Annotated in this window: 15 protein-coding genes; 7 read left to right on the top strand and 8 right to left on the bottom strand. The window is 42.7% G+C overall.

From position 1 onward, the window contains the following. The first annotated feature begins 353 nt into the window (after nt 1-353). Nucleotides 354-2,090 (top strand): hypothetical protein, encoded by a 1,737-nt coding sequence (locus tag ACYQ3L_RS02200; RefSeq protein WP_459952284.1) that lies wholly within the window; start codon nt 354-356, stop codon nt 2,088-2,090. Nucleotides 2,091-2,203: 113 nt separating this feature from the next. Here ACYQ3L_RS02200 and thrA read toward each other — a convergent pair whose 3' ends face one another. The 8 genes from thrA to rsfS all read right to left on the bottom strand — a co-directional run bounded on the left by thrA (nt 2,204) and on the right by rsfS (nt 12,960). Next, complete coding sequence (gene thrA, locus ACYQ3L_RS02195) at nt 2,204-4,645, bottom strand: bifunctional aspartate kinase/homoserine dehydrogenase I (protein WP_380000791.1); 2,442 nt, start codon at nt 4,643-4,645, stop codon at nt 2,204-2,206. A gap of 31 nt (nt 4,646-4,676) precedes the next feature. Continuing rightward, complete coding sequence (locus ACYQ3L_RS02190; RefSeq protein WP_380000789.1) at nt 4,677-6,236, bottom strand: S41 family peptidase; 1,560 nt, start codon at nt 6,234-6,236, stop codon at nt 4,677-4,679. A gap of 91 nt (nt 6,237-6,327) precedes the next feature. Then, on the bottom strand, nt 6,328-6,936 hold the full coding sequence (locus ACYQ3L_RS02185) for an L-threonylcarbamoyladenylate synthase (RefSeq protein WP_380000787.1): 609 nt from the start codon (nt 6,934-6,936) through the stop codon (nt 6,328-6,330). Between the two features lie 202 nt (nt 6,937-7,138). Next, nucleotides 7,139-8,302 (bottom strand): FISUMP domain-containing protein, encoded by a 1,164-nt coding sequence (locus ACYQ3L_RS02180; RefSeq protein WP_380000785.1) that lies wholly within the window; start codon nt 8,300-8,302, stop codon nt 7,139-7,141. Between the two features lie 195 nt (nt 8,303-8,497). Next, entirely contained in the window at nt 8,498-9,316 is an 819-nt protein-coding gene (locus ACYQ3L_RS02175; RefSeq protein WP_380000783.1) for an enoyl-ACP reductase FabI, read from the bottom strand. A 133-nt stretch (nt 9,317-9,449) separates the two neighbouring features. Further along, nucleotides 9,450-10,337 carry a DMT family transporter gene (locus ACYQ3L_RS02170; RefSeq protein WP_380000781.1) on the bottom strand — a complete coding sequence of 296 codons (888 nt, stop codon included), beginning with the start codon at nt 10,335-10,337 and terminating at the stop codon, nt 9,450-9,452. 149 nt (nt 10,338-10,486) lie between these two features. Beyond that, nucleotides 10,487-12,520: an ATP-dependent zinc metalloprotease FtsH gene (gene ftsH, locus ACYQ3L_RS02165; RefSeq protein ID WP_380000779.1), complete on the bottom strand. Its 2,034-nt coding sequence runs from the start codon at nt 12,518-12,520 to the stop codon at nt 10,487-10,489. 80 nt (nt 12,521-12,600) lie between these two features. Then, the gene (gene rsfS, locus ACYQ3L_RS02160) at nt 12,601-12,960 is read right to left on the bottom strand and encodes a ribosome silencing factor (RefSeq protein WP_380000777.1); all 360 of its coding nucleotides are present in this window, start codon (nt 12,958-12,960) and stop codon (nt 12,601-12,603) included. Between the two features lie 142 nt (nt 12,961-13,102). On the opposite strand from rsfS, the gene miaA reads away from it, so the two are divergent. The 6 genes from miaA to ACYQ3L_RS02130 all read left to right on the top strand — a co-directional run bounded on the left by miaA (nt 13,103) and on the right by ACYQ3L_RS02130 (nt 25,186). Next, the gene (gene miaA, locus ACYQ3L_RS02155) at nt 13,103-14,017 is read left to right on the top strand and encodes a tRNA (adenosine(37)-N6)-dimethylallyltransferase MiaA (RefSeq protein WP_380000795.1); all 915 of its coding nucleotides are present in this window, start codon (nt 13,103-13,105) and stop codon (nt 14,015-14,017) included. A gap of 475 nt (nt 14,018-14,492) precedes the next feature. Then, nucleotides 14,493-16,973 carry a glutaminase domain-containing protein gene (locus ACYQ3L_RS02150; RefSeq protein ID WP_380000775.1) on the top strand — a complete coding sequence of 827 codons (2,481 nt, stop codon included), beginning with the start codon at nt 14,493-14,495 and terminating at the stop codon, nt 16,971-16,973. Nucleotides 16,974-16,989: 16 nt separating this feature from the next. After that, on the top strand, nt 16,990-19,299 hold the full coding sequence (locus ACYQ3L_RS02145; RefSeq protein ID WP_380000773.1) for a GH92 family glycosyl hydrolase: 2,310 nt from the start codon (nt 16,990-16,992) through the stop codon (nt 19,297-19,299). 5 nt (nt 19,300-19,304) lie between these two features. Then, nucleotides 19,305-20,804, top strand: coding sequence for a glycoside hydrolase family 125 protein (locus ACYQ3L_RS02140; RefSeq protein WP_380000771.1), 1,500 nt, complete (start codon nt 19,305-19,307; stop codon nt 20,802-20,804). A 679-nt stretch (nt 20,805-21,483) separates the two neighbouring features. Further along, entirely contained in the window at nt 21,484-24,000 is a 2,517-nt protein-coding gene (locus tag ACYQ3L_RS02135) for a zinc-dependent metalloprotease (RefSeq protein ID WP_380000769.1), read from the top strand. 61 nt (nt 24,001-24,061) lie between these two features. Beyond that, nucleotides 24,062-25,186 carry a glycoside hydrolase family 18 protein gene (locus ACYQ3L_RS02130; RefSeq protein WP_380000767.1) on the top strand — a complete coding sequence of 375 codons (1,125 nt, stop codon included), beginning with the start codon at nt 24,062-24,064 and terminating at the stop codon, nt 25,184-25,186. The last annotated feature ends 65 nt before the right edge of the window (nt 25,187-25,251 follow it).

Here is a 25,251-nt window from a genome sequence, read left to right as displayed (position 1 = left end):
GACACTTTTGTCAGTTAACAGTAAACAGTTGGCAGTCATCAGTAAACCCCCGCTGGTGCTGACTTCGAGTCCGTATCTTGTTGACAAGGCGAAAATGTTTGCTACGCAACACACAGACGGGACGTCTGCGCGAGCGGGGGATATAGTAAAAACTCGTCTTCAATCAGGCTTGTAATGCAAGAGCAACCGGAAAAAATAATATGTTTGTTATCAAATGATCTTAACCGTAAGCTCCATGTTGCGTTTTTCTTATTTTTCCCTTTATCCCTAAGTTCTTTTAAATTGATGTGATATGTGGATTTTTTCTTACTTTTGTTTCGGGCTGGATATCCTTAATAACAAACCATTTCATAATGATACATATTCTTAATAACGAAAAACGGGGAAAAACGTTTTTTATATTTCTGACTGCTCTTATCTTGCTGTCTGCGGCAATGATAGTGCTTTATATTCCTTTTGCCCCCGGTCATGATTTCTATTTCCATTGCGGAAGGTTGCAGGCACTGATCGATAATCTGGGAAGCCCGTTTCTTATCTATCTGGACTATGATGGAGCAAACGGCTACGGATATTTTACAAAAGCATTTTACCCGGACGTCATGCTGATCCCTTTTGCCATCCTGGGTAAATTTATTCCCCTGATATACGTTTACCTCATTATGCTTTTTTCCATCACTGTCCTGTGTGGTATTTCGTCCTATTTGTTTGTGAACTATCTCTTTAAGGATTCTTTTGCTGCCGCGGTTTCATCATTGTTATATACATTCAGTGTCTATCGTATAATCAATTTGTATGAACGGGCCGCGTTGGGTGAAAGTATCTCCCTCTCCCTTATTCCTTTCGTCCTTTTAGGGCTTTGTCTTATAATTAAGGGTGATTACAAAAAATGGTATGTCTTAGCCATAGCATATAGCCTGCTGATTTTCACGCACCTGATTTCATCGGTACTGATGTTTGTAACGGCAGTCATTTTGCTTGCCGTCAATTATAAGAGCCTGGTAAAAGAGCCGAAACGTCTCGGCTATTTAGTGCTGGCAGGTATCGTAACCATAGTTATTACAAGTTATTACCTGTTTCCCATGCTGGAGCAGATGGCGTCCGATACATTTTACTTTGAGGACAAAGACCTCAGTGGTAATATAGAAATAACAGACCTGACGTTTAATTTTTCCTATGTATTGCGAAGCGTGATCACCTATCCGCAAGATATTAATCGGGGTACCTGGTACTTTTTCCCGCCAATAGGGATATTGCTTATTATGCCTGTTTTATTACGTTTCTTTGTCCGTAATAAATCCGAACAATTGAAATATGCCGATATTGGTGTAATCATAGGCCTGATCTATATTACACCAAACTTAAATGTATTCCCGTGGGATGTTTTTCCTTTCCGCCTGCTGGATTTTATCCAGTTCCCGTGGAGGTTGTTCGGCTTTTCCAGCCTTTTCTTTGCCATAGCCTCGGGGTATTATTTGTCGCAGATACTTAGAACAACAAGAAAGCAGCTGATAGGAAGCATTGTTGTGTTTGTAACCTTTGTATTCATATACACAATTATCGATAATGATGCTTATTCGTATAATAATATTAAAAGGAGAGGCTATGAATATACAATAGGCAAAGATACGCCATTGCGGGAACAGTTGCAGCAGTACTCGAAGAAAGATTCGTTGCTTGTATATTGGCACGTTGCGGGAAGAGAATATTTTCCCACAAAGCTGCCTGGCTTTGATTATATCTGGTCAAGGGGCGATACCGTGAAAAGTAAAAATGCCGCGACATCTATATCCGGATTCAGCAAAAATAAAGGAATAACGAGTCTTGATGTAGATGTATATATTCCTGACAGCCTGGAACTTCCCCTGGTGTATTACAAGGGATACGCGGCGGAAATGGACGGCAAAAGGCTTCCTGTGAGCGAAAGCTCCAAAGGATTGGTACAAATTCCGGTGGATAAACAAGGACATGTGAAAGTCTGGTACAACGGTACAATTATCCAGCGTATAAGTTATTGTGTGTCAATCATAAGCATTATCATATTGTGCCTTTATATTTTCCGCGATTTTTTTCGGAAGAAATTTCGCATATGATGAGAAGCCTAAATTTTCCCCACTGACGCGATTTTACGAACCGTATCCTTCCCGAGCAGGGTTGATATGTTTGTTCCGGCACTGATCCTGCCCCTTTGGGAAGGGTAAGACCCTTATCTTATATTCGCGATACTGATAATATCCGAAAACACCCCGGCGGCAGTGACGCTTGCGCCTGCTCCGTATCCTTTTATTATCATAGGGTATTCGTTGTATCGTTCGGTGGTGATCTGTATGATGTTATTACTACCTTCAAGATCGTAGAAAGGATGGTTTTGTCCCACTTCCTGCAAGCCTACTTCGCATTTCCCTTTTTCATATTTAGCGACAAAACGGAGATGCTTATGCTCGCTTTCCAGTTTCTTGCGTCTTTCTTCAAATTCAGAATCCAGTTGGCGGATATTTGCCCAGAATTCTTCAATCGTACCATTGAAATACTCTTGCGGAACAAACAGGTTTTTCTCTACATCGGCCTGCTCTACCTGATATCCTGCTTCACGTGTAAGGATAACCAGTTTGCGGACTACATCCATCCCGCTGAGGTCGATGCGCGGGTCCGGCTCCGAATACCCGCTTTCCTTAGCCAGATAGATGGCTTTGCTGAAAGGAATATCTTTGCTTATGGTGTTGAATATAAAATTGAGCGTACCCGAAAGTACGGCTTCTATCTTTACGATTTTGTCTCCCGAATTAATAAGGGAGTTCATTGTATTGATAATAGGAAGCCCGGCACCCACATTTGTTTCGAACAGGAACTTTATATTGCGTTCGCGTGCTGTATTCTTCAGCTTTATATAGTTGTCGTAGGCAGACGATGCCGCTACCTTATTGGCTGTGACCACCGAAATGTTTTGTGACATCAGGTCTCCATATATCTGTGATACAGGTTCACTGGCGGTACAGTCTACAAATACGGCATTAAATATATTCATATTTATAATCCCGTCGCGCAGTATTTCGGGTGAGCTTGGTATGCCTTTTTCGTCCAGTTCGGTTTTATAATTATCCAAGTTTATACCTTCGCGGCAGAACAGGGCTTTGCGTCCTCTGGCTATACCTACAACATTTAACTTGAGTGCATACTGTTCCATCAGCTTCGGTTGTTGCTGGCGGATCTGCTCTATCAGGTTTCCTCCCACTGTACCGATGCCTACAATAAAAAGGTTCAACGCCTTATATTCCGACAGGAAGAACGAATCGTGAATAGAGTTCAGGGCTTTACGCAGGTACTTGTTCTTGATGACGAATGAAATATTTACCTCCGAAGCTCCCTGCGCACAGGCAATGACGCTGATGCCGCTCTTACCGAGTGTCTCGAATAATTTTCCGGCAATACCCGGAGTGTATTTCATATTCTCGCCTACAATAGCGACTGTGGCAAGTTCGGTTTCAAGTAATACCCGGTTGATGCTGCCTAATGAGATCTCTTTTTCGAATTCTTCTTCAAGCACCCGTACGGCAAGGTTTGCGTCCGCTGAACGGACACCAATGGAGGTGCTGTTTTCGGACGAAGCCTGTGAAACCAGGAACACACTGATGCCATTCTTAGCCAATGCACGGAATATACGGAAATTGACACCGATAATACCTACCATCCCAAGCCCCTGTACTGTAATCAGGCAGGAGTCGGAAATGGAAGAGATTCCTTTTATCATGGCTTTGCTCTTTCTGGTCTCACCGTCATGCGAAATATATGTACCCGGAGCATCAGGTTTGAATGTATTCTTTATGCGGATAGGTATATTTTTGTGATATACCGGGAATATTGTAGGCGGATAAATCACTTTTGCCCCGAAGTTACAAAGTTCGGTGGCCTCTGTGAATGTAAGGCTTTCGATTACATGCGCATTGTTTATTACTTTGGGGTCGGCTGACATAAAGCCGTCGACATCCGACCATATTTCCAGAATATTGGCGTCTAATGCCGAAGCGAATATGGCTGCGGTATAGTCCGAGCCTCCCCGTCCGAGATTGGTAATCTCCCCGGTCGTTTTACAGGTGGATATAAATCCGGCAACCAATACTTTTTTCGATGAATTTTCAAAAGCATTCCGTATCAGCTTATTTGACAGTTCCATATCAGGCGTATGTTTCCCAAACGCGCAATCGGTCTTGATAAGCTGTGTCACATCGAGTATCTCATAATCTGAGAATGCATAACTGATGATAAGAGTAGACAGGCGTTCGCCATAGCTGACTATCTTATCTGATGTTTTTGGAGAAAGGTCGTTGATAAGAAATACTCCTTTGAAGATATTGCTTAATTCATCCAGTAGTTTGTTGACTTCAACCGCCAGTTTTTCACGTTGAGGTTCGGATATATCAAGTTTGCAGACAACCGTTACATGTTGTTCCACTATTTCCCTGAATTCCCGTTCGTATGAATAATCTCCGGCTGCGGCCAGCCGGGAGGTCGTTAATAATTTGTCCGTTATACTTTTGAAAGCTGAAACTACTACGACTATGGGTTCGTTAACCCCGCTTATTATTTTCTTTACATTGGCTATGTTTGCGGCGGAACCTACGGATGTGCCGCCAAATTTCATTACTTTCATTTAGTATATTGTTGGTTTTGCTTTTATTGCTTTATTTGATATTTAAACTTTTGATGTCTTTTCTGTCTGTGTACATCAGGTTATTTTCTTTTTTCCTGTCTAGCGAAGACCCGCGTTTCAGTATGCGTCCGCTATATCCGTATTTAGTGTATGACTTAGTTCCTCCTGTCAGTCTGGCCATAGCAGCTTTAAGCATTGTTTCGTCTTTGTCTCCCAGTTCTTGTAGTCCGTAAAGGAGCATATCCAGATCTTCTGTTTCCCATCCGCTGTCAGGCGAAAAACCGTTAGCGTAATTAGAGGATTCCGCTGCCGGATATAGTTTATTATGGGATTTGAACGTTATTGGCCACAATACATATGTGTTTCTGGTATTGTTTTCTTCATATATAGCCCAAGAACCCACATTTTTACCTACAGTGGTTTCTCCTACAATGTATATATTTTTACCCGTGTTGCTATAATAAGGCTTAAGAGCATTTATTGTCAATTCACTGGCAGATGCAGTATTACCGGTAACTATGAAACAAAGATTATCGAGTTGGTCTCCCAGTTTCGGAATAGAGGCCAGTATAGGTGCTTTCTCATCTTTTTGAACATTATCTGTAAAATATTCGTACATCCAGCTTATTTTGGCTTTATTGGTATCTGGTAGCCTGTCTAACTGTCCTTGTATTTCGGAGTTGTATGTTTTTACTTCGAATAAATTCTCAGTATTTCTGCTTGGTACTAAAGCACTTGTTATGAACTTGGCACTCCGGACAAGTCCACCCCCATTGTAACGCAAATCGAATATCAGATCCTTTACGCCTTTTTCTTTGAATCTGGAGAATATCTTAGAGAGTTCCACATCGTAAGGTAAGGTTGATTCCCCTCCGGCTTCATAAGAATTGTATATTATATAGCCGATACTGCGATTATTCACAGTATATATACTGTCTAAGAAAATCGGATTTTCAACATAACCGGGAGTTACATTTATTGTTTTCGTTTCAGTAATACCTTTTTCCAAATCTATCTGATTTGTTGCATATTCTATTTTATAACTGCTTTTTCCTTGTAATAATGCAGAATACCAATTATTTTTATTAATTTCTACATCATCCACTTTTCCAATTAAATAGCCCCGTTTCAATCCTTGAGTTTCCGCTAGAGAACCTTTCTTTACATAGGTAATCACATTTGCCACATATGCTACGGCGCCGGATTGATTCAAGAAATAGACGCCAATAAATTCAAAGCCTAAATCTGAAGAAGATGTTGTAGCATTATCTGCAACAGCAGATTTGGGTAAACTTATATGCGTACCCTCCATTCTTGAAAATGGCTGACCATCATATAAGCTGCTTTCATAACTTAATAAACTTTCGAAGAAAACATACGGATCTGCATTAAAATTCAAATCGGATTCTTTCGGCAGTTTATTATTCCATAGATAAAAATATGACATACTGTCCAGTATCCAGTTGTTTACATATTCGTTATCGGTCTCTTCCCCTTTATCTTTGGATTTATTATCATCATTGTCTTCGCATGCACAAAAGAGCATGAATAAAGATAATATAGACAATAAAAATGTCAGTTTTGCTTTCATAAATATTAACTATTTGGTACGTATTATAATAAATTGCCTGCAAAACCCTATATTTTATAGACGTTTGCAAATATATGGATTATATATCCTTTTACAAAATTAATTCACCTTTGCCCTGCCGTATTATTTCCGGTTCATCACCGGTGCAATCTACGATCGTAGACGCTTCTATGCCTCCATATCCTCCGTCGATGACGATGTCGACCAAATCCTGATATCGTTCATAAATCAGTTCCGGATCAGTGGTGTATTCTATCACTTCATCATCATCTTTAACGGATGTTGTCATAATAGGATTACCTAAAGTATGAACGAGTTCGCGTATAATATTATTGCCGGGAATACGAATACCTACGGTCTTTTTGTTCTTGTATATTTTGGGAAGGGATGAAGTCGTATTCAGAATAAATGTAAAAGGGCCGGGCAGGTTCTTTTTCATTAGTTTGAATGTGTTATTGTCCACTCTGGCATATTCGCTGATGTTGCTCAGGTCGTAGCAGATGATCGACAGATTACTCTTCTCGGGATTAATGTCTTTCATCCTGCATATTTTTTCCACCGCCCGCACATTGAGTGCATCGCAGCCAATGGCATAGACTGTGTCGGTAGGATAAACAATAAGTCCGCCGTCCTGCAAAACTTTTACAATCTTATCTATCTCTTTCGGGTTAGGATTTTCTTCATATAACTTTACAAGCATAGTATAATTCAGACTATAGTATTTTTCCTGATAATCAATTACTGTTTATGTAATACAATTAAGCTCTGCGTCAGGGATCAATTGTATTATTGTCAAAGATATAGCAATAATCTTTAATCTTTCTTCACAAATTGAAAAAACTTACAGAATTAACATAGACTTAATACCCTTTGATTGTAAAGGATAATTGCTCTTTTGGGGATTAATCTTTTTTGCAACGGACCGAAAAGTGATTGTTACGTGAACTGGGAGACCAGTCTATGGAACTGGTACTATTGTCTACCCTTCGCTTCCAGGAATTGGCTCCATTGTAGGAACTGCTGGCCCACCAGTGGTTGCTTACTCCATAACCGGTTACCCTGTTTTGATTTGCAAACCCCACCAGATAACCGGCAAACCCGCCCTGGTCGGAAGGCTTACTGGTCCCCAGGTATGCGCCTGCCGCCTCTGTAGAGTTCTTCATTACATTGCCTGCGTTTGCATCAGTCGCTGTTGTCTGGGAACTATAGAGATCGGGGCGGAGCTTGAGGGCTTCAGTCAGTATGTACCATTCAGTGTCGGTTGGCAAATGCCACCCCGGAGGACATACACCCTGACGCCTGACTTCGGTAGTCGCTCCCGCCTGGTTATATCCTTCGTTATTTGCGTCATAAGCAGGGGGATTATCTACATTACCTTGACCGGTTGTGGTATTACCTTTCTGCGAAGAGGCGGCAGCCCAGTTGTACAATTTGCCATTTTCGCGGATGCGGGCAGCGGTTGCACCTGTATTGCTTGGGGTATAATATTGCATAGCTATATAAGTGTCCGCAGGGCTGTTTGTTAGGCCTTGCGTATAGCGTAGATTCTGTGTCATCCATATTCCCGCGTCAATTATGACAACTTCGACAGAGGTACAGCTATATGGATTACCCGCCTTAACCGAATGGAAACGTGCCGTATGATATGTCTCGCCGTCTCTCGAGTCGACCAGATCGGCTTCAGGACCAGCCAAAGATGGAGGGATGGTATTTATGGGGTATAAAACCAGTGGTTGCCATTTACTTCCTGTCCACACATGTACTCCCGGGCATAGGCGGTCGGCTTCGCTGGTTTCTATCTTTGTCGTATTATATACAACCGCTCCTATATAGTCCGAGTTGCTTGTGGCTCCGCTGGCAATAGTGAGTATATTGTTCGCCGCCAGTTCCAGACGGGGAAGCATCAACCCTTTGTTGCTGGTACCGTTCAGATTTTCTTTCAGGTCCAGCAATGCTCCTTTCGACGGTGCTTCAGTAGAACCTATAGTTACTTGGGAAAATGCTCCTGTAGGAACTAACGCAAGTATTGCAATGGATATGTAAAGTAATGAAAAAAAGATTTTCATACTGACTGGTATTATGATTATAAACAAATCAGGGCGAAAGTAGTTCTTGATAAATAAAGGAATCGTAATATGTATAGCTTTGATTTTGTCTGATTGTGGCAGATGATTGCCAGTGTATTTTTCGATAAGATGGCGGTAAGACAAAGAACGGCCCATAAACAGTGTTTTATGAGCCGCCGCTAAGGTATTATTTGTTTACTTCTTTTCTATATAATCTTCAACAATTGCCTGAGTCAGCCCCATATTGGAGAATCCTCCGTCATGGAACAGGTTTTGCATGGTTACCATACGTGTCAGATCTGAGAACATAACGATACAGTAGTCGGCGCAGGATTCCGCACTGGCATTACCCAGTGGCGACATTTTCTCTGCGAAGTCGAAGAATGCGTTCATTCCACCGATTCCCTGTCCGGCAGTAGTCAATGTAGGTGATTGGGATATTGTATTTACACGAACTTTTTTATCGCGGCCATACACATAACCGAAGCTGCGTCCAAAAGATTCAAGTAATGCTTTTGCATCAGCCATATCGTTATATCCGGTAAATGTACGTTGAGCAGCAATATGGGTAAGCGCAAGTACAGAGCCACCTTCGGCAATAGCATCCAGTTTTTTCGCAACCTGCATCATCTTATGGAAAGAGATAGCTGAGATGTCGAGTGTCTTATCTAAGAATCCATAATCGAGGTTGTCATATGCTCTCTCTTTGCGAAGATTCACCGACATACCGATTGAGTGGAGTACAAAATCAATCTTACCACCAAGAGCTTCCATCGATTGTACGAATACTTGTTCAAGGTCTTCTACACTGGTAGCATCGGCAGCAATAACTTTTGCATTCAGTTTTTCTGACAGGGCTTTGGTCTCACCCATTCTTACGGCTACCGGAGTATTCGATAGTGTGATGATTGCTCCTTGTTCTACGGCTTTTTCGGCCACTTTCCATGCAATTGACTTTTCATTCAATGCACCGAAAACGATTCCTCTTTTGCCTTTTAATAAATTGTTACTCATTTTTATCGTTATTTGATGATTATTAGCTACTTAATAAATATGAGATAGCTGTTTGTTAATTCTTTATCGCACAAAAATAGTAAAAATGTGCAATAGTTGATGCTAATAGATATAAAATTTACAGGATGCGCTCTCAACTTACCGGAATCTCTACTTTCTTTTTACTTGTAAGAATCACCAATAATACGGCCCCTATGATAATCAGTAGCCCGCACAGGCCGTTCCATCCGAATGGTTCGCCAAAATGGAATATCCCCACGGCTGTAGCGACTACGGGCTCTAACGATCCGAGTATGGATGTAATGGTAGACCCGGCATGCTTCACTGCCGCAACAAGTGCGAGATTGGATATGACCGTTGCAAATAATGCCAGGCCGATAAGATTGAAAACAGACGGTATATCCGGCACCAGTTCGATGCCTGTGGCAGAGTAAGAAAAGACTGCGAATATAAAGCCGCCGAAGAGCATCACATAGAAAGTGATGGTTTCGGGCTCCAGCTTCTTTATTTCGGGGCCATTGAGCCATACTATATAGATCGAATAGGTGAAGACGGTCATCAGTACAGCCAGTAATCCGGTTGTATTGATAAATCCGGAATCGCTCCAGCATAGCAATGCCACACCTGTCAGTGACAGGATAGCTGCGAATAAAAGATTGCGGGACAATTTCTCCCGATAGAATATAATCATCATACAGGAAACCGATACAGGATAGAGAAAGTGTATGGTGGTGGCAACTCCGCTCGAGATATAATTATAAGAATAGAGCAGCCCCATAGCCGTCAGTGTATATAATAGGCCCAGGCAGAGAAGCTGTGCCGCAGCCTTAGGCGATATCCGGAGGTTCTTTTTCCTGATAAGGCATACCGCGCCTATCAGCAATACCGAAATCAGGCATCTGTAAAAAAGGATGGATGGTGCGTGCATCCCCGTTTTTAGCAAAGGGATGGAGAAGAACGCAATGAGTCCGAATGTCCCTGACGAGATAAGTGCGAGTATGATGCCTTTTGTCTTGTTCATGTTATCTTTCTTTAACGGGTGCAAATCTAATAAATATTTTTCGGAAGCCTGCTACTTTGATATGTGAGGATAGGAAAGGCAAAAAATAAAAACCCTTTACTTTCATTTGTAAGTAAAGGGTTTGATATATTGTTTAATGTGGGTGTTTATTATTCAGACTGTCCTTCCGGGGTTATCATGTCCGTATTATCTCCATCTTTCTTAATCTCTATTTCCACATCTTTAGGCGGCTCTTCGGTTTCCTTTAATATCTCTTCGGAACGGGAAACCCACTGGCGCTCTCCAAATATTTTCTTCAGGTCTTCGGCAAATATGACTTCTTCCGTTACCAATAGATTTGCCAGTTTTTCATGCCCGCCTGCATGTTTGCGCAACAAGTCTTTAGCACGCTCATACTGTTCGTTTATCATTGCCTGCACTTCCTTGTCTATGAGCAGGGCAGTTTCTTCACTATAAGGCTTGGTGAAGCCATAGGCTTCGCCCGATGAGTCATAGTAACTTATGTTCGGCAACTTTTCGCTCATTCCCAGATATGAGATCATGGCATATGCCTGCTTGGTTACCCTTTCCAAGTCATTAGCGGCGCCGGACGATATATGACCGACAAACACCTCTTCCGCAGCCCGGCCTCCAAGCAATGCGCACATTTCATCCAGCATTTGCTCTTTGGTTGTAATTTGCCTTTCTTCGGGCAGATACCACGCAGCCCCGAGGGCTTTACCCCGCGGAACGATAGTAACTTTCACCAAAGGATTAGCATATTGCAGGAACCAACTTAATGTGGCATGTCCGGCCTCGTGTATGGCAATGGTCTTTCTCTCGTCGAGAGTTGTGACTTTATTCTTCTTTTCCAGACCTCCCACAATGCGGTCCACTGCATTGGTGAAGTCATCTTTCTGTACAACCTTCTTTCCTTTACGGGCAGCGATCAGCGCGGCTTCATTACATACGTTGGCAATGTCTGCTCCTGAGAATCCCGGTGTCTGGCGGGCAAGGAATTCCACATCCACCGTATCATCTATTTTTACAGGACGAAGATGTACTTTAAATATTTCCTTACGGTCGTTCACATCCGGCAAATCGACAGTTATCTGGCGGTCGAAACGTCCGGCGCGGAGTAAGGCTTTATCCAGAATATCGGCGCGGTTGGTTGCGGCAAGAATAATGATACCGCTGTTTGTCCCGAAACCGTCCATTTCCGTTAATAACTGATTCAATGTGTTTTCACGTTCATCGTTCGAACCCATATTCAGGTTGCGTCCACGGGCGCGTCCGATAGCATCGATCTCGTCGATAAAGATGATACATGGTGATTTTTCTTTAGCCTGCTTGAACAAATCCCTTACGCGGGATGCTCCCACACCGACGAACATTTCCACAAAGTCGGAACCCGACAGGGAAAAGAACGGAACATTCGCCTCTCCTGCAACAGCTTTTGCAAGCAATGTCTTACCTGTTCCCGGAGGGCCTACAAGCAATGCGCCTTTTGGTATTTTACCCCCTATTTCGGTATATCGTGAAGGGTTCTTAAGGAATTCCACGATTTCTTCTATTTCTTCTTTGGCTTCCGACAATCCGGCCACATCTTTGAATGTAACGCGCAGATCGGACCCTTTGTCGTATAGTTGGGCTTTTGACTTGCCTACGCTGAATACTCCGCCGCCGCCACCGCCACCGCCGCCTGACATCCGGCGCATCATATAAATGAAAAGTCCGAATATCAATACGATAGGCAGGAAGCTTAATAGTATATCCCACGCGCTGGTCGTATTTGGTTCATAACTGACATCGATATTGTAGTTATGCTCTGCCCTTACTTTGTCGTAAAAGTCAGAAAATTTATCGGCCGAAGGTATTTTTACCAGAATGGAAGGTTTGTCTCCCGCCTTATCGGCATCAGCCTTGAACACATGGCTGACTGAGTCCTTCCGGACAGTTGCCTTCAGCGTATTGCTTTTGTTATCGACTACGATCTTGCTTATACTGTTGTCCTTAACATAACCCTGAAATTCGGACCATGCTATTTCTTTCTGAATTCCACCGGTATTCTCGGAGAAAAAGTACATTCCGATAATGGCGGCGAATACGATCAGATATATCCAATAAAGGTTAAACGGCATCTTCGGGCCTTTCATCCCCGGCGTCTTCGGTCTGTTATTTTCTCCTTTGTTATAATTATCCATATATTATTTTGATGGTAATATCTTTTTAATTCGTTTTTTTGGTTTTACGGAATACAACAATCGGCGAAGGCTATTTGTTGTCAGTCGATGTCAGGGATACTTTCCAACTGGGCATCGGCCCATAGATGCTCGATGTTATAAAATTCACGCAATTCCGGCAAGAAGACATGTACAATAACCGTACCATAATCTATTCCTACCCAACGGCCTTCGCGTAAACCGTCGATAGTGATAGGACGTTCTTTCTTCTTTTTCTTAAGTGAATCTACGATTTCATCCGAGATGGCACCTACTTGTATAGGAGTGTTTCCTTCGCATATAACAAAGTATTGGCAGATAGTTCCTGGTAGTTCTGTCATATCCACTATGACAATATTCTTTGCTTTTTTATCCTGACATGCAGCTACAATGCTGTTTACTAGAGATTTTCCTTCTTTCATTCGTATTTTTAAAGTGTTTGAATCTGTTTGAACCTACAAATATAAGTTGTTTTTTGAACAATTCGCTTATATATTATAGAAGAACAAATAATTAATGGAGAAAGATGGAGAGGGAAAGATAAAATCGGCTTACTTTTGTAGCATGAAAACATATGACCTGATAACAATACTAGGCCCCACCGCATCAGGCAAAACAGATTTTGCCTGTCATCTGGCTCATTCTCTCGATACTGAAATTATCAGCGGGGATTCCCGGCAGGTGTATAAGTCAATGGATATCGGCACCGGTAAAGATCTGGCCGATTATATGGTGGACGGTAAAGATATACCTTATCATCTGATAGATATTCGCGAGGCAGGGGATAAATATAATATTTTCGAATACCAGTCAGATTTTCATCAGGCTTATACAGGCATCAAAGGCAGGGGAAAACTCCCCATTCTGTGCGGAGGGTCAGGCCTCTATATCGAATCCGTGTTAAAAGGGTATTCACTTGTAAATGTTCCTGAGAATAAAGAATTAAGAAAAAAATACGAAAATCACAGCCTGCGGGAGCTTACCGATATACTGGCGACATTTAAGAACCTCCACAACACTACCGATGTAGATACGGCCCAACGCGCCATCCGCGCGATAGAAATAGAAGAATACAAAAAAGAACATCCACTGGAACAGAACGAATTTCCTCCGTTAAACAGCCTTGTTATCGGAGTCGGTATCGACAGGGACCTGCGCCGCAAGAAAATATCGAAACGTCTTAAATCCCGTCTCGATGAAGGGATGATAGAAGAGGTACAGAAAATACTGGATAAAGGTGTCGCGCCCGACGACCTCATTTATTACGGACTGGAATATAAATATATCACGCTCTATCTGCTAAGAGAGTTATCCTATCAGGAAATGTTCTCACAACTCGAAATCGCTATCCATCAGTTTGCGAAGCGGCAGATGACATGGTTTAGGGGGATGGAGAAAAGAGGTATCCATATTCACTGGATAGATGCGTCACTGCCCATGAAAGAAAAGGTAGGGAAAGCGCTGAGGCTCCTTCAATAAAAAATAAACAGGAAAACACGATTATATTCCTCAAACTCGATATAACTATTTTCGTTATATCGAGTGCAAAAGTATGATATCAGCTATTGCCTTTTGGGTTAATGCAGGGTTAAATAGTAAAATTGAATATATATTCTTGTTTCTTGAATAGGATTTCAGTATTCATGTAAATTATATACAATAGATTTACAGAGAATTAGGTAGGCTCTTATTTTAGCACCATGAAAAATAACTTTTTTACAGTTATTCTCCTGTTTCATCTTCTGTTTATTATGCTTCCGCAGATGAAAAAGCAGGAAGAATCTTCCGGCTTTACCTCCGAAGGTGCAATTTTAGCCATAAATGTATTTAACGAAACCTGTTTAAAGATGTCTCAAATCTATTTCCGGAAGGGATAGTAGCAGAGAGTGACGCCTGTAGATACTGGTTCACCCGCAAAAAAAATAATTAACAACTAATTATAAAACCGGATTTAATGAAAAAATTATTATTGCTTTGTCTCAGCCTGAGTGCGTTGCTGAGTTGTAAAAATGAGAAAGTACATGACTATGAAGTCATCAAAAATGATCTCAGGGCCCCGGCCTATCCTCTGATAACGATAGACCCTTATACCTCGGGCTGGTCGTTTACCGACAATCTGTACGATGGAAATGTAAAACACTGGACAGGAAATGATTTTCCTCTTATCGGTGTGGTAAAAGTGGATAACAAGGCTTATCGCTTCATGGGAATAGAAGAAACTCCGATGCAGACTGTCGCCCCAAACTCGGAGCAGGGAGGATGGACCGGGAAATATGTTACTACCAAACCCGCCGGTAACTGGTTCAATAAGGACTTCAACGACGCCGGATGGAAGGATGCCCCTGCTGCTTTTGGCTCTGTTCCTCAGGAAACTACGGCCAAAACAGAATGGAACACAGAATATATCTGGGTAAGGCGTATCATCAATCTGGATGAAGATTTATCGGGGAAGAAAGTATATCTTGAATATTCCCACGACGATGACGCGATTATATATATCAATGGTATAGAAGTGGTCAATACTGGAAATGCCGCCAAGAAAAACATTCTGGCCTCCTTATCAGAGGAGGTGGTAGCCACACTGAAAAAGGGAGAGAATATCATTGCCGGCTATTGTCACGACCGTGGAGGCCTGGCCTTACTCGATTTTGGTTTGGTAATGGAAAAAGATCATAAGAGATTATTCGAAACCACAGCTGTTCAGAAATCTGTAGATGTACAGGCTACACAGACCCATTATACATTTACATGTGGCGAAGTAGATCTGAAACTGACTTTCACAGCGCCTTTGTTCATGGAAGACCTTGCTCTTCTGTCGCGTCCTGTAAATTATATTACTTATAATGTTTCATCTAATGACGGCAAGGCACATGATGTAAGCCTGTACTTCGAAGCCTCACCGGTATGGGCTCTGGATAAACCGTTGCAGCAATCGGTAAGCGAAGGATTCGAAGACGGGAACCTTATATTCCTTAAAACCGGAAGTCTCGATCAGAAAATATTGGGAAAATCGGGTGATAACGTGCGCATCGACTGGGGGTACTTCTATCTGGCCGCCGAAAAAGAAAATACAGCCTCAAGTATAGGAGACGGTGATGAACTGAGAGCCAATTTTATAGAAGGTATCAAAAAAGAATCTACGGAAAAAAGGGAGAATACAGGTGACAAGTTGGCTCTAACCCGTTCACTGGGTTCTGTAAATAATACTGTCGCCGGAAAAATAATGGTTGGTTATGACGACATATACTCTATCCAGTATTTCGGAGAGAACCTGAGACCATATTGGAATAAGGCAGGAGACCAGAGCATTACAGGCATTTTCCACAAGGCGAACCAGGAATATGATAAACTTATAGAGAAAGCATATTCATTTGATAAAGAATTGATGACAAAAACAGCGCAGGCCGGAGGTAAAGAATACGCAGAACTCTGTGCTCTTGCCTATCGTCAGGCCATCTCCGCGCATAAGCTGGTAGAAGCTCCTAATGGCGATTTACTCTTTTTATCGAAAGAGAACTTCAGTAACGGTTCCATTGGTACGGTAGACGTAACATATCCGTCGGCGCCTTTATTCCTGTACTACAATCCTGAACTGGCAAAAGGTCTGCTAAACCATATCTTCTATTACAGTGAAAGCAACAAATGGGTGAAGCCTTTTCCTGCTCACGATGTAGGTACTTATCCCCTGGCTAACGGACAAACATATGGCGGAGATATGCCGGTGGAAGAAGCCGGAAATATGCTGGTTCTTACCGCCGCGATCGCGCACATAGAAGGAAATGCCCAATATGCTGAAAAACACTGGGGTGTATTGACTACATGGACTGATTATCTGGCCGAAAACGGACTCGATCCCGAGAACCAATTATGTACCGATGATTTTGCGGGACATTTTGCCCATAATGTTAATCTTTCTATAAAAGCTATAATGGGTGTTGCATCGTATGGTTATCTGGCCGATAAATTGGGGAAAAAAGATGTGGCACAAAAATATACAGCAAAAGCAAAAGAAATGGCGAAGGAATGGGTGAAAATGGCTGATGACGGCGATCACTATCGTTTGACATTTGACAAACCGGGAACCTGGAGCCAAAAGTATAATCTGGTTTGGGATAAAATACTGGGTACGGGGATCTTCCCTGAGGAGGTTGCACAGAAGGAAATTGCTTATTATCTTCGTAAGCAAAATAAATATGGATTGCCTTTAGATAACCGTGAAACTTATACAAAAACAGATTGGATCATATGGACAGCTACTCTTGCTCAGGATCAGGAAACATTCCGGAAATTTATCAGTCCTTTATACTTATTTATGAATGAAACCTCCGACAGGGTACCTATGTCAGACTGGGTATTTACTGATCGGCCAAATCAGCGCGGGTTTCAGGCAAGGTCAGTCGTAGGGGGATATTATATAAAAATGTTAGATCGTTAATTAAAAACACAAAAAAATGAAAAGAATAGGATTATTATTCTTAGGCATTGTTGGTTTGCTGGGCGCGGCAAAAGCACAGCAGGCCGAATTAGTAGACTATGTCAGTCCCCTGGTAGGTACACAGTCGAAGTTTTCCCTATCCACAGGTAATACCTATCCGGCTATTGCCATGCCCTGGGGAATGAACTTCTGGATGCCCCAGACCGGAAAAATGGGTGACGGATGGGCCTATACTTACGACGCCGACAAGATTCGCGGATTCAAGCAAACACACCAACCAAGTCCATGGATAAACGACTACGGACAATTCGCCATTATGCCTGTAACAGGAGAGGCTGTCTTCGATCAGGACAAACGGGCAAGCTGGTTTTCTCATAAGGCTGAGATAGCCAAACCATATTATTATAAAGTTTATCTCGCCGATCATGATGTGGTAACAGAGATGGCACCCACAGAAAGAGCTGTAATGTTCCGCTTCACATTTCCCGAAAACGACAAATCGTTCGTTATCGTGGATGCTTTAGACAAAGGTTCTTACGTAAAGATAATCCCCGGTGAGAATAAGATTGTAGGCTATACCACCAAAAATAGCGGGGGAGTACCCTCAAATTTTAAGAACTATTTCGTTATTGCGTTCGATAAGCCGTTTACATACAAAGCATCGGTAGCCAGCGGTAATATTACCGAAGGCGGGCTTGAAGTCTCAGATAACCATGCCGGAGGCATAATAGGCTTCTCCACCAAAAAAGGAGAAATTGTACATGCAAGGATAGCATCTTCTTTCATCAGCCCCGAACAGGCCGAACTGAACCTGAAAGAACTGGGAAATGACTCATTCGACCAGATAGCTCAAAAAGGACGTGACCAATGGAATAAGGTATTGGGACGCATCATAGTGGAAGATGACAATATCGATAACCTGCGCACATTCTACTCATGTCTTTACCGCTCAGTATTGTTCCCGCGCAGCTTCTACGAAATAGACGCAGCGGGCAAGACTGTTCACTATAGCCCGTACAATGGCGAAGTATTGCCCGGCTATATGTTCACCGATACAGGATTCTGGGATACTTTCCGCTGCCTGTTCCCGTTCCTGAACCTGATGTATCCCGATATGAATACCAAAATGCAGGAAGGATTGGCTAATACATATAAAGAGAGCGGATTCCTCCCTGAATGGGCAAGTCCGGGGCATCGTGGCTGTATGGTGGGCAACAATTCGGCATCCGTCGTAGCCGACGCCTATCTCAAAGGATTGAGAGGATATGACATCGAAACACTCTGGCAGGCCGTTATACACGGAGCCAATGCCGTACATCCCAAAGTAAGTTCTACCGGCCGTCTGGGCTGGGAGTATTACAACAAGCTGGGATATGTTCCTTACGATGTGAAGATAAATGAAAACGCAGCACGTACACTCGAATATGCTTACGATGACTGGTGTATCTACCAGCTTGGTAAGAAGCTGGGTAAGCCTGCCAAAGAGATAGATATCTATGCCAAACGGGCGATGAACTACAAGAACCTGTTCGACCCAGAGCATAAACTTATGCGTGGAAAGAATCAGGACGGCACGTTCCAGTCTCCTTTCAATCCGTTGAAATGGGGAGATGCCTTTACCGAAGGCAACAGCTGGCACTATACATGGTCGGTATTCCACGATCCTCAGGGTTTGATAGACCTGATGGGCGGCAAAGCAGGGTTCAACCAGATGATGGATTCCGTATTCAGCGTGCCGCCGTTATTCGACGACAGCTATTACGGGGGAGTTATCCACGAGATACGCGAGATGCAGATAATGAACATGGGCAACTATGCGCACGGCAACCAGCCGATACAGCATATGATCTATATGTACAACTATTCTGCCGAACCGTGGAAAGCTCAGTACTGGGTACGTGAGGTAATGGACAAACTCTATACTCCTAATCCTGACGGCTACTGCGGAGATGAGGATAACGGGCAAACTTCCGCGTGGTATGTATTCTCTGCTGTGGGCTTCTATCCGGTATGCCCGGGCTCGGATGAGTATATTTTAGGTTCGCCGTTGTTCAGGAAGGTGACGTTGAACCTGGAAAACGGCAATAAAGTTGTGATCAATGCTAAAGATAACAATAAGGCAAACAGATATGTGCAATCTATGACAGTAGACGGACAAGTCTATACTAAAAACTACCTGACACAGGAACAACTGATGAAAGGCACGGCAGTCAACTATCAGATGGCTCCAAAACCGAACGAAAACAGGGGAATAACCGAAAGCGATTTACCTTATTCGTTCTCTAGAGAATTGAAAAATACAAATCCTAAGAATAAGAAAAAATAAAAATTATGAATAATAAAACTTATTTTAAAAAAGGAATTTTAGGTCTTTGCGTTTTAGGCTCGGCGCTTTTTGTTAATGAGGCAAAGGCTTCCACTCCTATACTGAATGGCAACCTGGTTTTCGCTCAAGACAATACGGTAGTTAAAATTCCGGCAGATTACAAGAGTAACCGCCCTGAGAAATCGAAACGGTTATTTACTTCCAAAGCCGTTGAAAATGAAATTGTCCGTGTAAAGAAGCTATTGAAAAACGCCAAACTGGCCTGGATGTTCGAAAACTGTTTTCCCAATACGCTGGATACAACAGTCCGCTACCGTAAGACAGACGGGAAAGACGACACTGTGGTTTATACCGGGGATATCCATGCTATGTGGTTACGCGACTCGGGAGCGCAGGTTTGGCCATATGTGCAGCTTGCAAATCAGGACCCCGAACTGAAGGCTATGCTGGCAGGTACGATCCGCCGCCAGTTCAAATGTATTATCATCGACCCGTATGCAAACGCGTTCCTTGATCCGCACGATCCGAATCCGGATCACCAATGGATGTCGGACTTGACGAATATGAAGCCGGAACTGCATGAGCGTAAATGGGAAATAGATTCGCTATGTTATCCGTTGCGTCTGGCTTACCATTACTGGAAGACTACAGGGGACACTTCAGTATTTGATGAGGAATGGCTGCAGGCAATTACTCTGATCCTGCAAACATTCAAGGAGCAACAACGTAAAGACGGTGTAGGGCCTTACAAGTTTCAGCGTAAGACCGAACGCCAGCTGGATACGATGAACAATGACGGATATGGTAATCCTGTAAATCCTGTCGGGCTGATTGCTTCATGTTTCCGTCCTTCCGATGACGCTACTACTTTCCTTTTCCTTGTTCCGTCTAATTTCTTTGCCGTTACTTCGTTGAGAAAGGCTGCTGAAATACTGACTACTGTAAATAAGGAGACAGAACTGGCTAAAGAATGTACAGACCTTGCTCAGGAGGTGGAGACCGCCCTGAAGAAGTATGCTGTTTATAATCACCCTGAGTATGGGAAAATCTACGCTTTCGAAGTAGATGGTTTTGGCAACCAGTATCTGATGGATGATTCCAATGCGCCAAGCTTATTATCGTCCGCTTATCTGGGAGATGTCGATATAAAAGACCCTATTTATCAGAATACGCGTAAATTTGTGTGGAGCGAAAGCAATCCTTATTTCTTTAAAGGCAGTGCCGGAGAAGGTATTGGCGGGCCTCATATCGGTTATGACATGATATGGCCAATGAGTATCATGATGAAAGCCTTTACCAGTCAGGATGATAAAGAAATACAGGCATGTGTGAAGATGTTGTTGGAGACGGATGCCGATACCGGATTTATGCACGAATCTTTCCACAAAGATGACCCTAAGAAGTTTACCCGTTCGTGGTTTGCATGGCAGAATACGCTGTTTGGTGAACTGATACTTAAACTGGTAAATGAAGGCAAAACAGATTTGCTGAATGATATAAAATAAAAATATTCAGATATTTATTATTTATGGAGAATCGTACAACCTCAAAAGTTGTACGATTTTTTCATTTATCTCTGTGATTATATTGGGATCTGGGAAACGGGATTGCTTCGTTTGGCGTAATCGTTATCGAATGATTGTTCTTGCTGCGCAAGACACGGACTGGAGCAGTAGCGGGCGAAGTTTATTTTTCAAAAGAATTTTATCTATATGGTTTAAGTCGTTAGCTATTAGCTGATAGTTCTTTGAAGTATTGATTAAAGCAGTTACGAGTTACTTCGCCCTTTGGGCAGTTACGAGTTACGAGGGAAAGAATTAGCTCCTCTGACCGTTGGTTCTTAATTCTTAATTGCTTTCGGTGTTACCTTTTATATAGTGTTCTTTGTGTAAATCTTTGTGCCCCTTGTGGTAAAAAGTTTTCAACCACTAAGTACACGAAGGGAATCACAAAGGGCACAAAGGCTAAAAAACTGTTACTTTTGTTACCTTTTAACAAGTAATGAGTTTTCCCCCCGCCGGAGCGGACCCAATGACAAAGTGGCCAGTACATTGATAGTATCGTTTTAATTTTGATCAGCCCCTGCATGCGGTTAGAAAAAATGTTACAGTAATTTTTATTGAATACTTAATTTCTTTAGTTTTGCATATTAACTAATTTTATTTACAATTAATTACCACAACTATGCACAAAAAGAGCCTGATTCTAATACTGTTTCTTACGATGGGAATAGTAGGAGGTAACGCGCAAATAAGAAATCCCTTTAAAAAGAAGAAGAAAGAGGAAAAGAAAGAAACTGCCGCGCCTGCCGCCAAACCAGCGACGCCTCCCGGTGAGCCAAAGCCATACGGGGAAGTGATAACCAAAGAAGCAAAGACAAATACAGGCTTTTTCAAAGTACATAAGGTAAAAGATAAATTCTACTTCGAATTACCCGATTCTATCATGGAACGGGATATATTGGTAGTGAACAGGATATCCAAGGCTCCTGTCAACAGGTACAAATCGATGGTTGGCTATCCCGGCGACCAGATAGGAGAGAATGTTATCCGCTTCGAAAAGGGGCCGAACAACAAAGTTTTTATCCGTAGCATCTCATATCTCGAGCAGGCAAACGATACACTGGGTATGTACCAGTCTGTAAAGAACTCGAATATACAACCCATCATGGCCACATTCGCAGTACAGGCTCTGAACAGGGATTCTGTAAACAAAACATCTGCTGCTGTCATAGATATTACCGACTTCCTGAATGGTGACAATAACCTTTTCTTTTTCGACACCAATATGAAGAAGTACAGGGGTATCGGAAACTATTTTGCCGACAGAAGTTATATAGACACTATCAAGGCATACCCTATCAATGTTGAAATCAAGACAGTTAAGACATACGCCCAGGTGCCGCCGCAAGGATATCCTTCTCAGGCGGCACAGTATTTCCCTAGCGACCCGATGACATACGAGCTGAACAGCTCTCTCGTTTTGCTCCCGAAAGAGCCGATGAAACCGCGTTTGTTCGATCCCCGTGTAGCTTATTTTGCTGTAAGGTACACCGATTTCGATTCCAATTCGCAGGGGATAGATTATAAATCGAAGATCACCCGCTGGAGACTGGAGCCAAAGAATGGAGAGTTACAGAAATACGTGAACGGGGAACTGGTGGAACCGGAAAAACCGATCATTTTCTATATAGATCCCGCCACACCGAAAAAATGGGTGCCATACCTCATACAAGGTGTCAATGACTGGCAGAAGGCTTTTGAAAAAGCAGGCTTTAAAAACGCGATCATAGGAATGGAAGCGCCTAAAGATTCCACATGGAGCCTCGAAGATGCGCGTCACTCGGCAATCGTCTACAAACCGTCCGATATACCGAATGCCAGTGGCCCGCATGTACATGATCCCCGCAGCGGTGAAATAATAGAAACACATATCAACTGGTATCACAATGTGATGCTCTTGTTGCGCAACTGGTATATGATACAGGCTGGAAATGTGGATAAACGCGCCCAAAAACTGAAGTTCGAAGACGAACTGATGGGCGAACTTATCCGTTTTGTGTCATCGCATGAGGTAGGACATACATTAGGGCTGAGACACAACTTCGGATCTTCGGCGACCGTACCTGTCGAAAACCTGAGAAACAAGGAGTGGGTGGAGGCAAACGGGCATACACCTTCGATAATGGACTACGCCCGGTTCAACTATGTCGCCCAGCCCGAAGATAATATTTCGGAAAAAGGACTATTCCCCCGTATCGGAATATATGACGACTGGTCTATAGAATGGGGTTACAGATATTTACCGGAATATGCGACTGCGGAAGACGAAATTCCGTTTTCTAACAAAACCATAATGGAAAAACTCCAAAGCGACAAGCGTTTTACTTTCGGAACGGAAACCGATCAGGACGATCCCCGCAACCAGAGTGAAGACCTCGGCGACAATGCCATGCTGGCAAGTACTTATGGTATAAAGAATCTCCGGCGTATTGTTCCGCAAATACTGGAGTGGACTAAAGAGCCGAATAAAGACTACGCGATGGCTACTTCCATATATGGAGAAGTAGCAGGGCAATATGCGCGCTATATGGGACATGTAACTAAAAATATCGCAGGTATTTACCGCACTCCTGTAGTTGTCGAACAGTCGGGTAATTCGGAAGAATTTGTTCCGGCAAGCATACAAAAAGAAGCAATGCAGTTTTTAGACCAACAGCTATTTACCACTCCCGAATGGTTGATAGACAAAACGCTGATAACAAAAGCGAGTGTAGACCCTGTAAGCTCGATCGGAAATATTCAGAAAAGGACGCTGGACCGCCTGATAAGCAGATATACAATAGACAAAATGCTGCGTGACGAGGCATATAACGGGTCAGGCGCCTATACGGCAATAAATATGTTCAGCGACCTGAAAAAAAGTATATGGTCTGAGCTTACAAACGGAAAGGCGATCGACATCTATCGCCGAAACCTGCAAAAGAACTATGTCAATGCCCTTATCAGCATTATAGATACTAAGAATGCAAATCCGCAGACCCAGACAAGGGCTTCAGACGCCACAGGTATTGCCCGCACGCAATTGATAGACCTGCGCCAGAGCATACGCAGTGCGGCGGCCTCGTCGTCAGGGATTAAGCGCAGCCATTTGCAGGATTTATTAGCGCAGATAGAAACTGCATTGGATACCGGTAAATAATATGAAAATGCAGTTGGAATATTTAGACAGAAATTCTTTATTAATTTCTAATTTGATAATTATGAAAAAGAACATTGTTATTTCCATTTTATTACTTTTGGCCGTACTGGCATCATGTAATAAAAAAAGCGGGGAAGATAAATCCAAACCTGTAATAATTGCATATGTAAGCGGTTATAACGGACTGACGGATGTGAGTAAAATATCACCCGGTAAGATTACTCATATCAACTATGCCTTTGTAGACGTACAGGCAGGAAAAGCTTTCCTGACAAACGAAGCTACCGACACGGTCAATTTCAGGAAACTGAATGAGTTGAAACAGCAGAACCCCGAACTGAAAATCCTTATATCGATCGGAGGATGGGCATGGAGCAGGAATTTCTCGGACGCCGTATTGACTCCCGAAGGACAAAAGACATTTGCCAAATCTGCCGTTGAGATCATGAGTAAATATAATCTCGACGGAGTGGATATAGATTGGGAATACCCTGCCATGGAAGGAGATACAGGCAATGTATTCCGCCCCGAAGATAAGCAGAACTATACACTGATGTTCGCTGCCATCAGGGCCGGGCTGGATGAGCTCGAAAAGGCATCGGGTAAGAAATACCTGCTCACAACGGCTGTGGGTGGCTCTCAGAAGTTCATCGACAATACGGAGATGGGTAAAGCTCAGGAATACCTCGACTATGTAAATATAATGACCTATGACTATCAATCTAAAGAAAAGGCTATTCATCACACCAACCTTTTAGCTTCGGATAAGTATAGCGAATCCAATAGTGCCGATATAGCTGTAAAGGCTTTTCATGCAGCAGGAGTCCCTATGGAAAAACTGGTAATGGGTATTGCTTTTTACGGGCGCATCTATAAAACGAAGAAAGATTCATCGAAAGGAGTGGGAGATCCGGTAACCGAACAAATACAGGGAAAAGGATACACATTTATCAAAGACAGCCTGGTAAACCAGAATGAGTATTACAGATATTGGGACGAAGCGGCGCAGGCCCCTTACCTGTTCAATTTTTATAAGGGTGAGTTTGTTACCTACGACGATGAAGAATCGGTAAAAGCAAAATGCGGGTATGTGAAGACTAACGGAATGGCCGGAGTTATGTTCTGGGAATACAGTTCCGATCCTAAAGAGTACTTGTTGAACGCAATTAACCAGGTACTGAAATAATAAATTTTAACCCTCCCCGTTTTAAGGATTGGACTTCTGTTTGTACTTTTGATTATTGACTAAAG

The organism is Dysgonomonas termitidis (assembly GCF_054657735.1).
The sequence above is the reverse complement of the archived record's forward strand: the minus strand, read 5'-3'. Positions and strand labels throughout refer to the sequence as shown.

Bases quoted from the DNA above. Each gene is read 5' to 3' on its own strand.
- ACYQ3L_RS02200 (WP_459952284.1), top strand. From the start codon at position 354: ATGATACATATTCTTAATAACGAAAAACGGGGAAAAACGTTTTTTATA.
- thrA (WP_380000791.1), bottom strand. From the start codon at position 4,645: ATGAAAGTAATGAAATTTGGCGGCACATCCGTAGGTTCCGCCGCAAAC.
- ACYQ3L_RS02190 (WP_380000789.1), bottom strand. From the start codon at position 6,236: ATGAAAGCAAAACTGACATTTTTATTGTCTATATTATCTTTATTCATG.
- ACYQ3L_RS02185 (WP_380000787.1), bottom strand. From the start codon at position 6,936: ATGCTTGTAAAGTTATATGAAGAAAATCCTAACCCGAAAGAGATAGAT.
- ACYQ3L_RS02180 (WP_380000785.1), bottom strand. From the start codon at position 8,302: ATGAAAATCTTTTTTTCATTACTTTACATATCCATTGCAATACTTGCG.
- ACYQ3L_RS02175 (WP_380000783.1), bottom strand. From the start codon at position 9,316: ATGAGTAACAATTTATTAAAAGGCAAAAGAGGAATCGTTTTCGGTGCA.
- ACYQ3L_RS02170 (WP_380000781.1), bottom strand. From the start codon at position 10,337: ATGAACAAGACAAAAGGCATCATACTCGCACTTATCTCGTCAGGGACA.
- ftsH (WP_380000779.1), bottom strand. From the start codon at position 12,520: ATGGATAATTATAACAAAGGAGAAAATAACAGACCGAAGACGCCGGGG.
- rsfS (WP_380000777.1), bottom strand. From the start codon at position 12,960: ATGAAAGAAGGAAAATCTCTAGTAAACAGCATTGTAGCTGCATGTCAG.
- miaA (WP_380000795.1), top strand. From the start codon at position 13,103: ATGAAAACATATGACCTGATAACAATACTAGGCCCCACCGCATCAGGC.
- ACYQ3L_RS02150 (WP_380000775.1), top strand. From the start codon at position 14,493: ATGAAAAAATTATTATTGCTTTGTCTCAGCCTGAGTGCGTTGCTGAGT.
- ACYQ3L_RS02145 (WP_380000773.1), top strand. From the start codon at position 16,990: ATGAAAAGAATAGGATTATTATTCTTAGGCATTGTTGGTTTGCTGGGC.
- ACYQ3L_RS02140 (WP_380000771.1), top strand. From the start codon at position 19,305: ATGAATAATAAAACTTATTTTAAAAAAGGAATTTTAGGTCTTTGCGTT.
- ACYQ3L_RS02135 (WP_380000769.1), top strand. From the start codon at position 21,484: ATGCACAAAAAGAGCCTGATTCTAATACTGTTTCTTACGATGGGAATA.
- ACYQ3L_RS02130 (WP_380000767.1), top strand. From the start codon at position 24,062: ATGAAAAAGAACATTGTTATTTCCATTTTATTACTTTTGGCCGTACTG.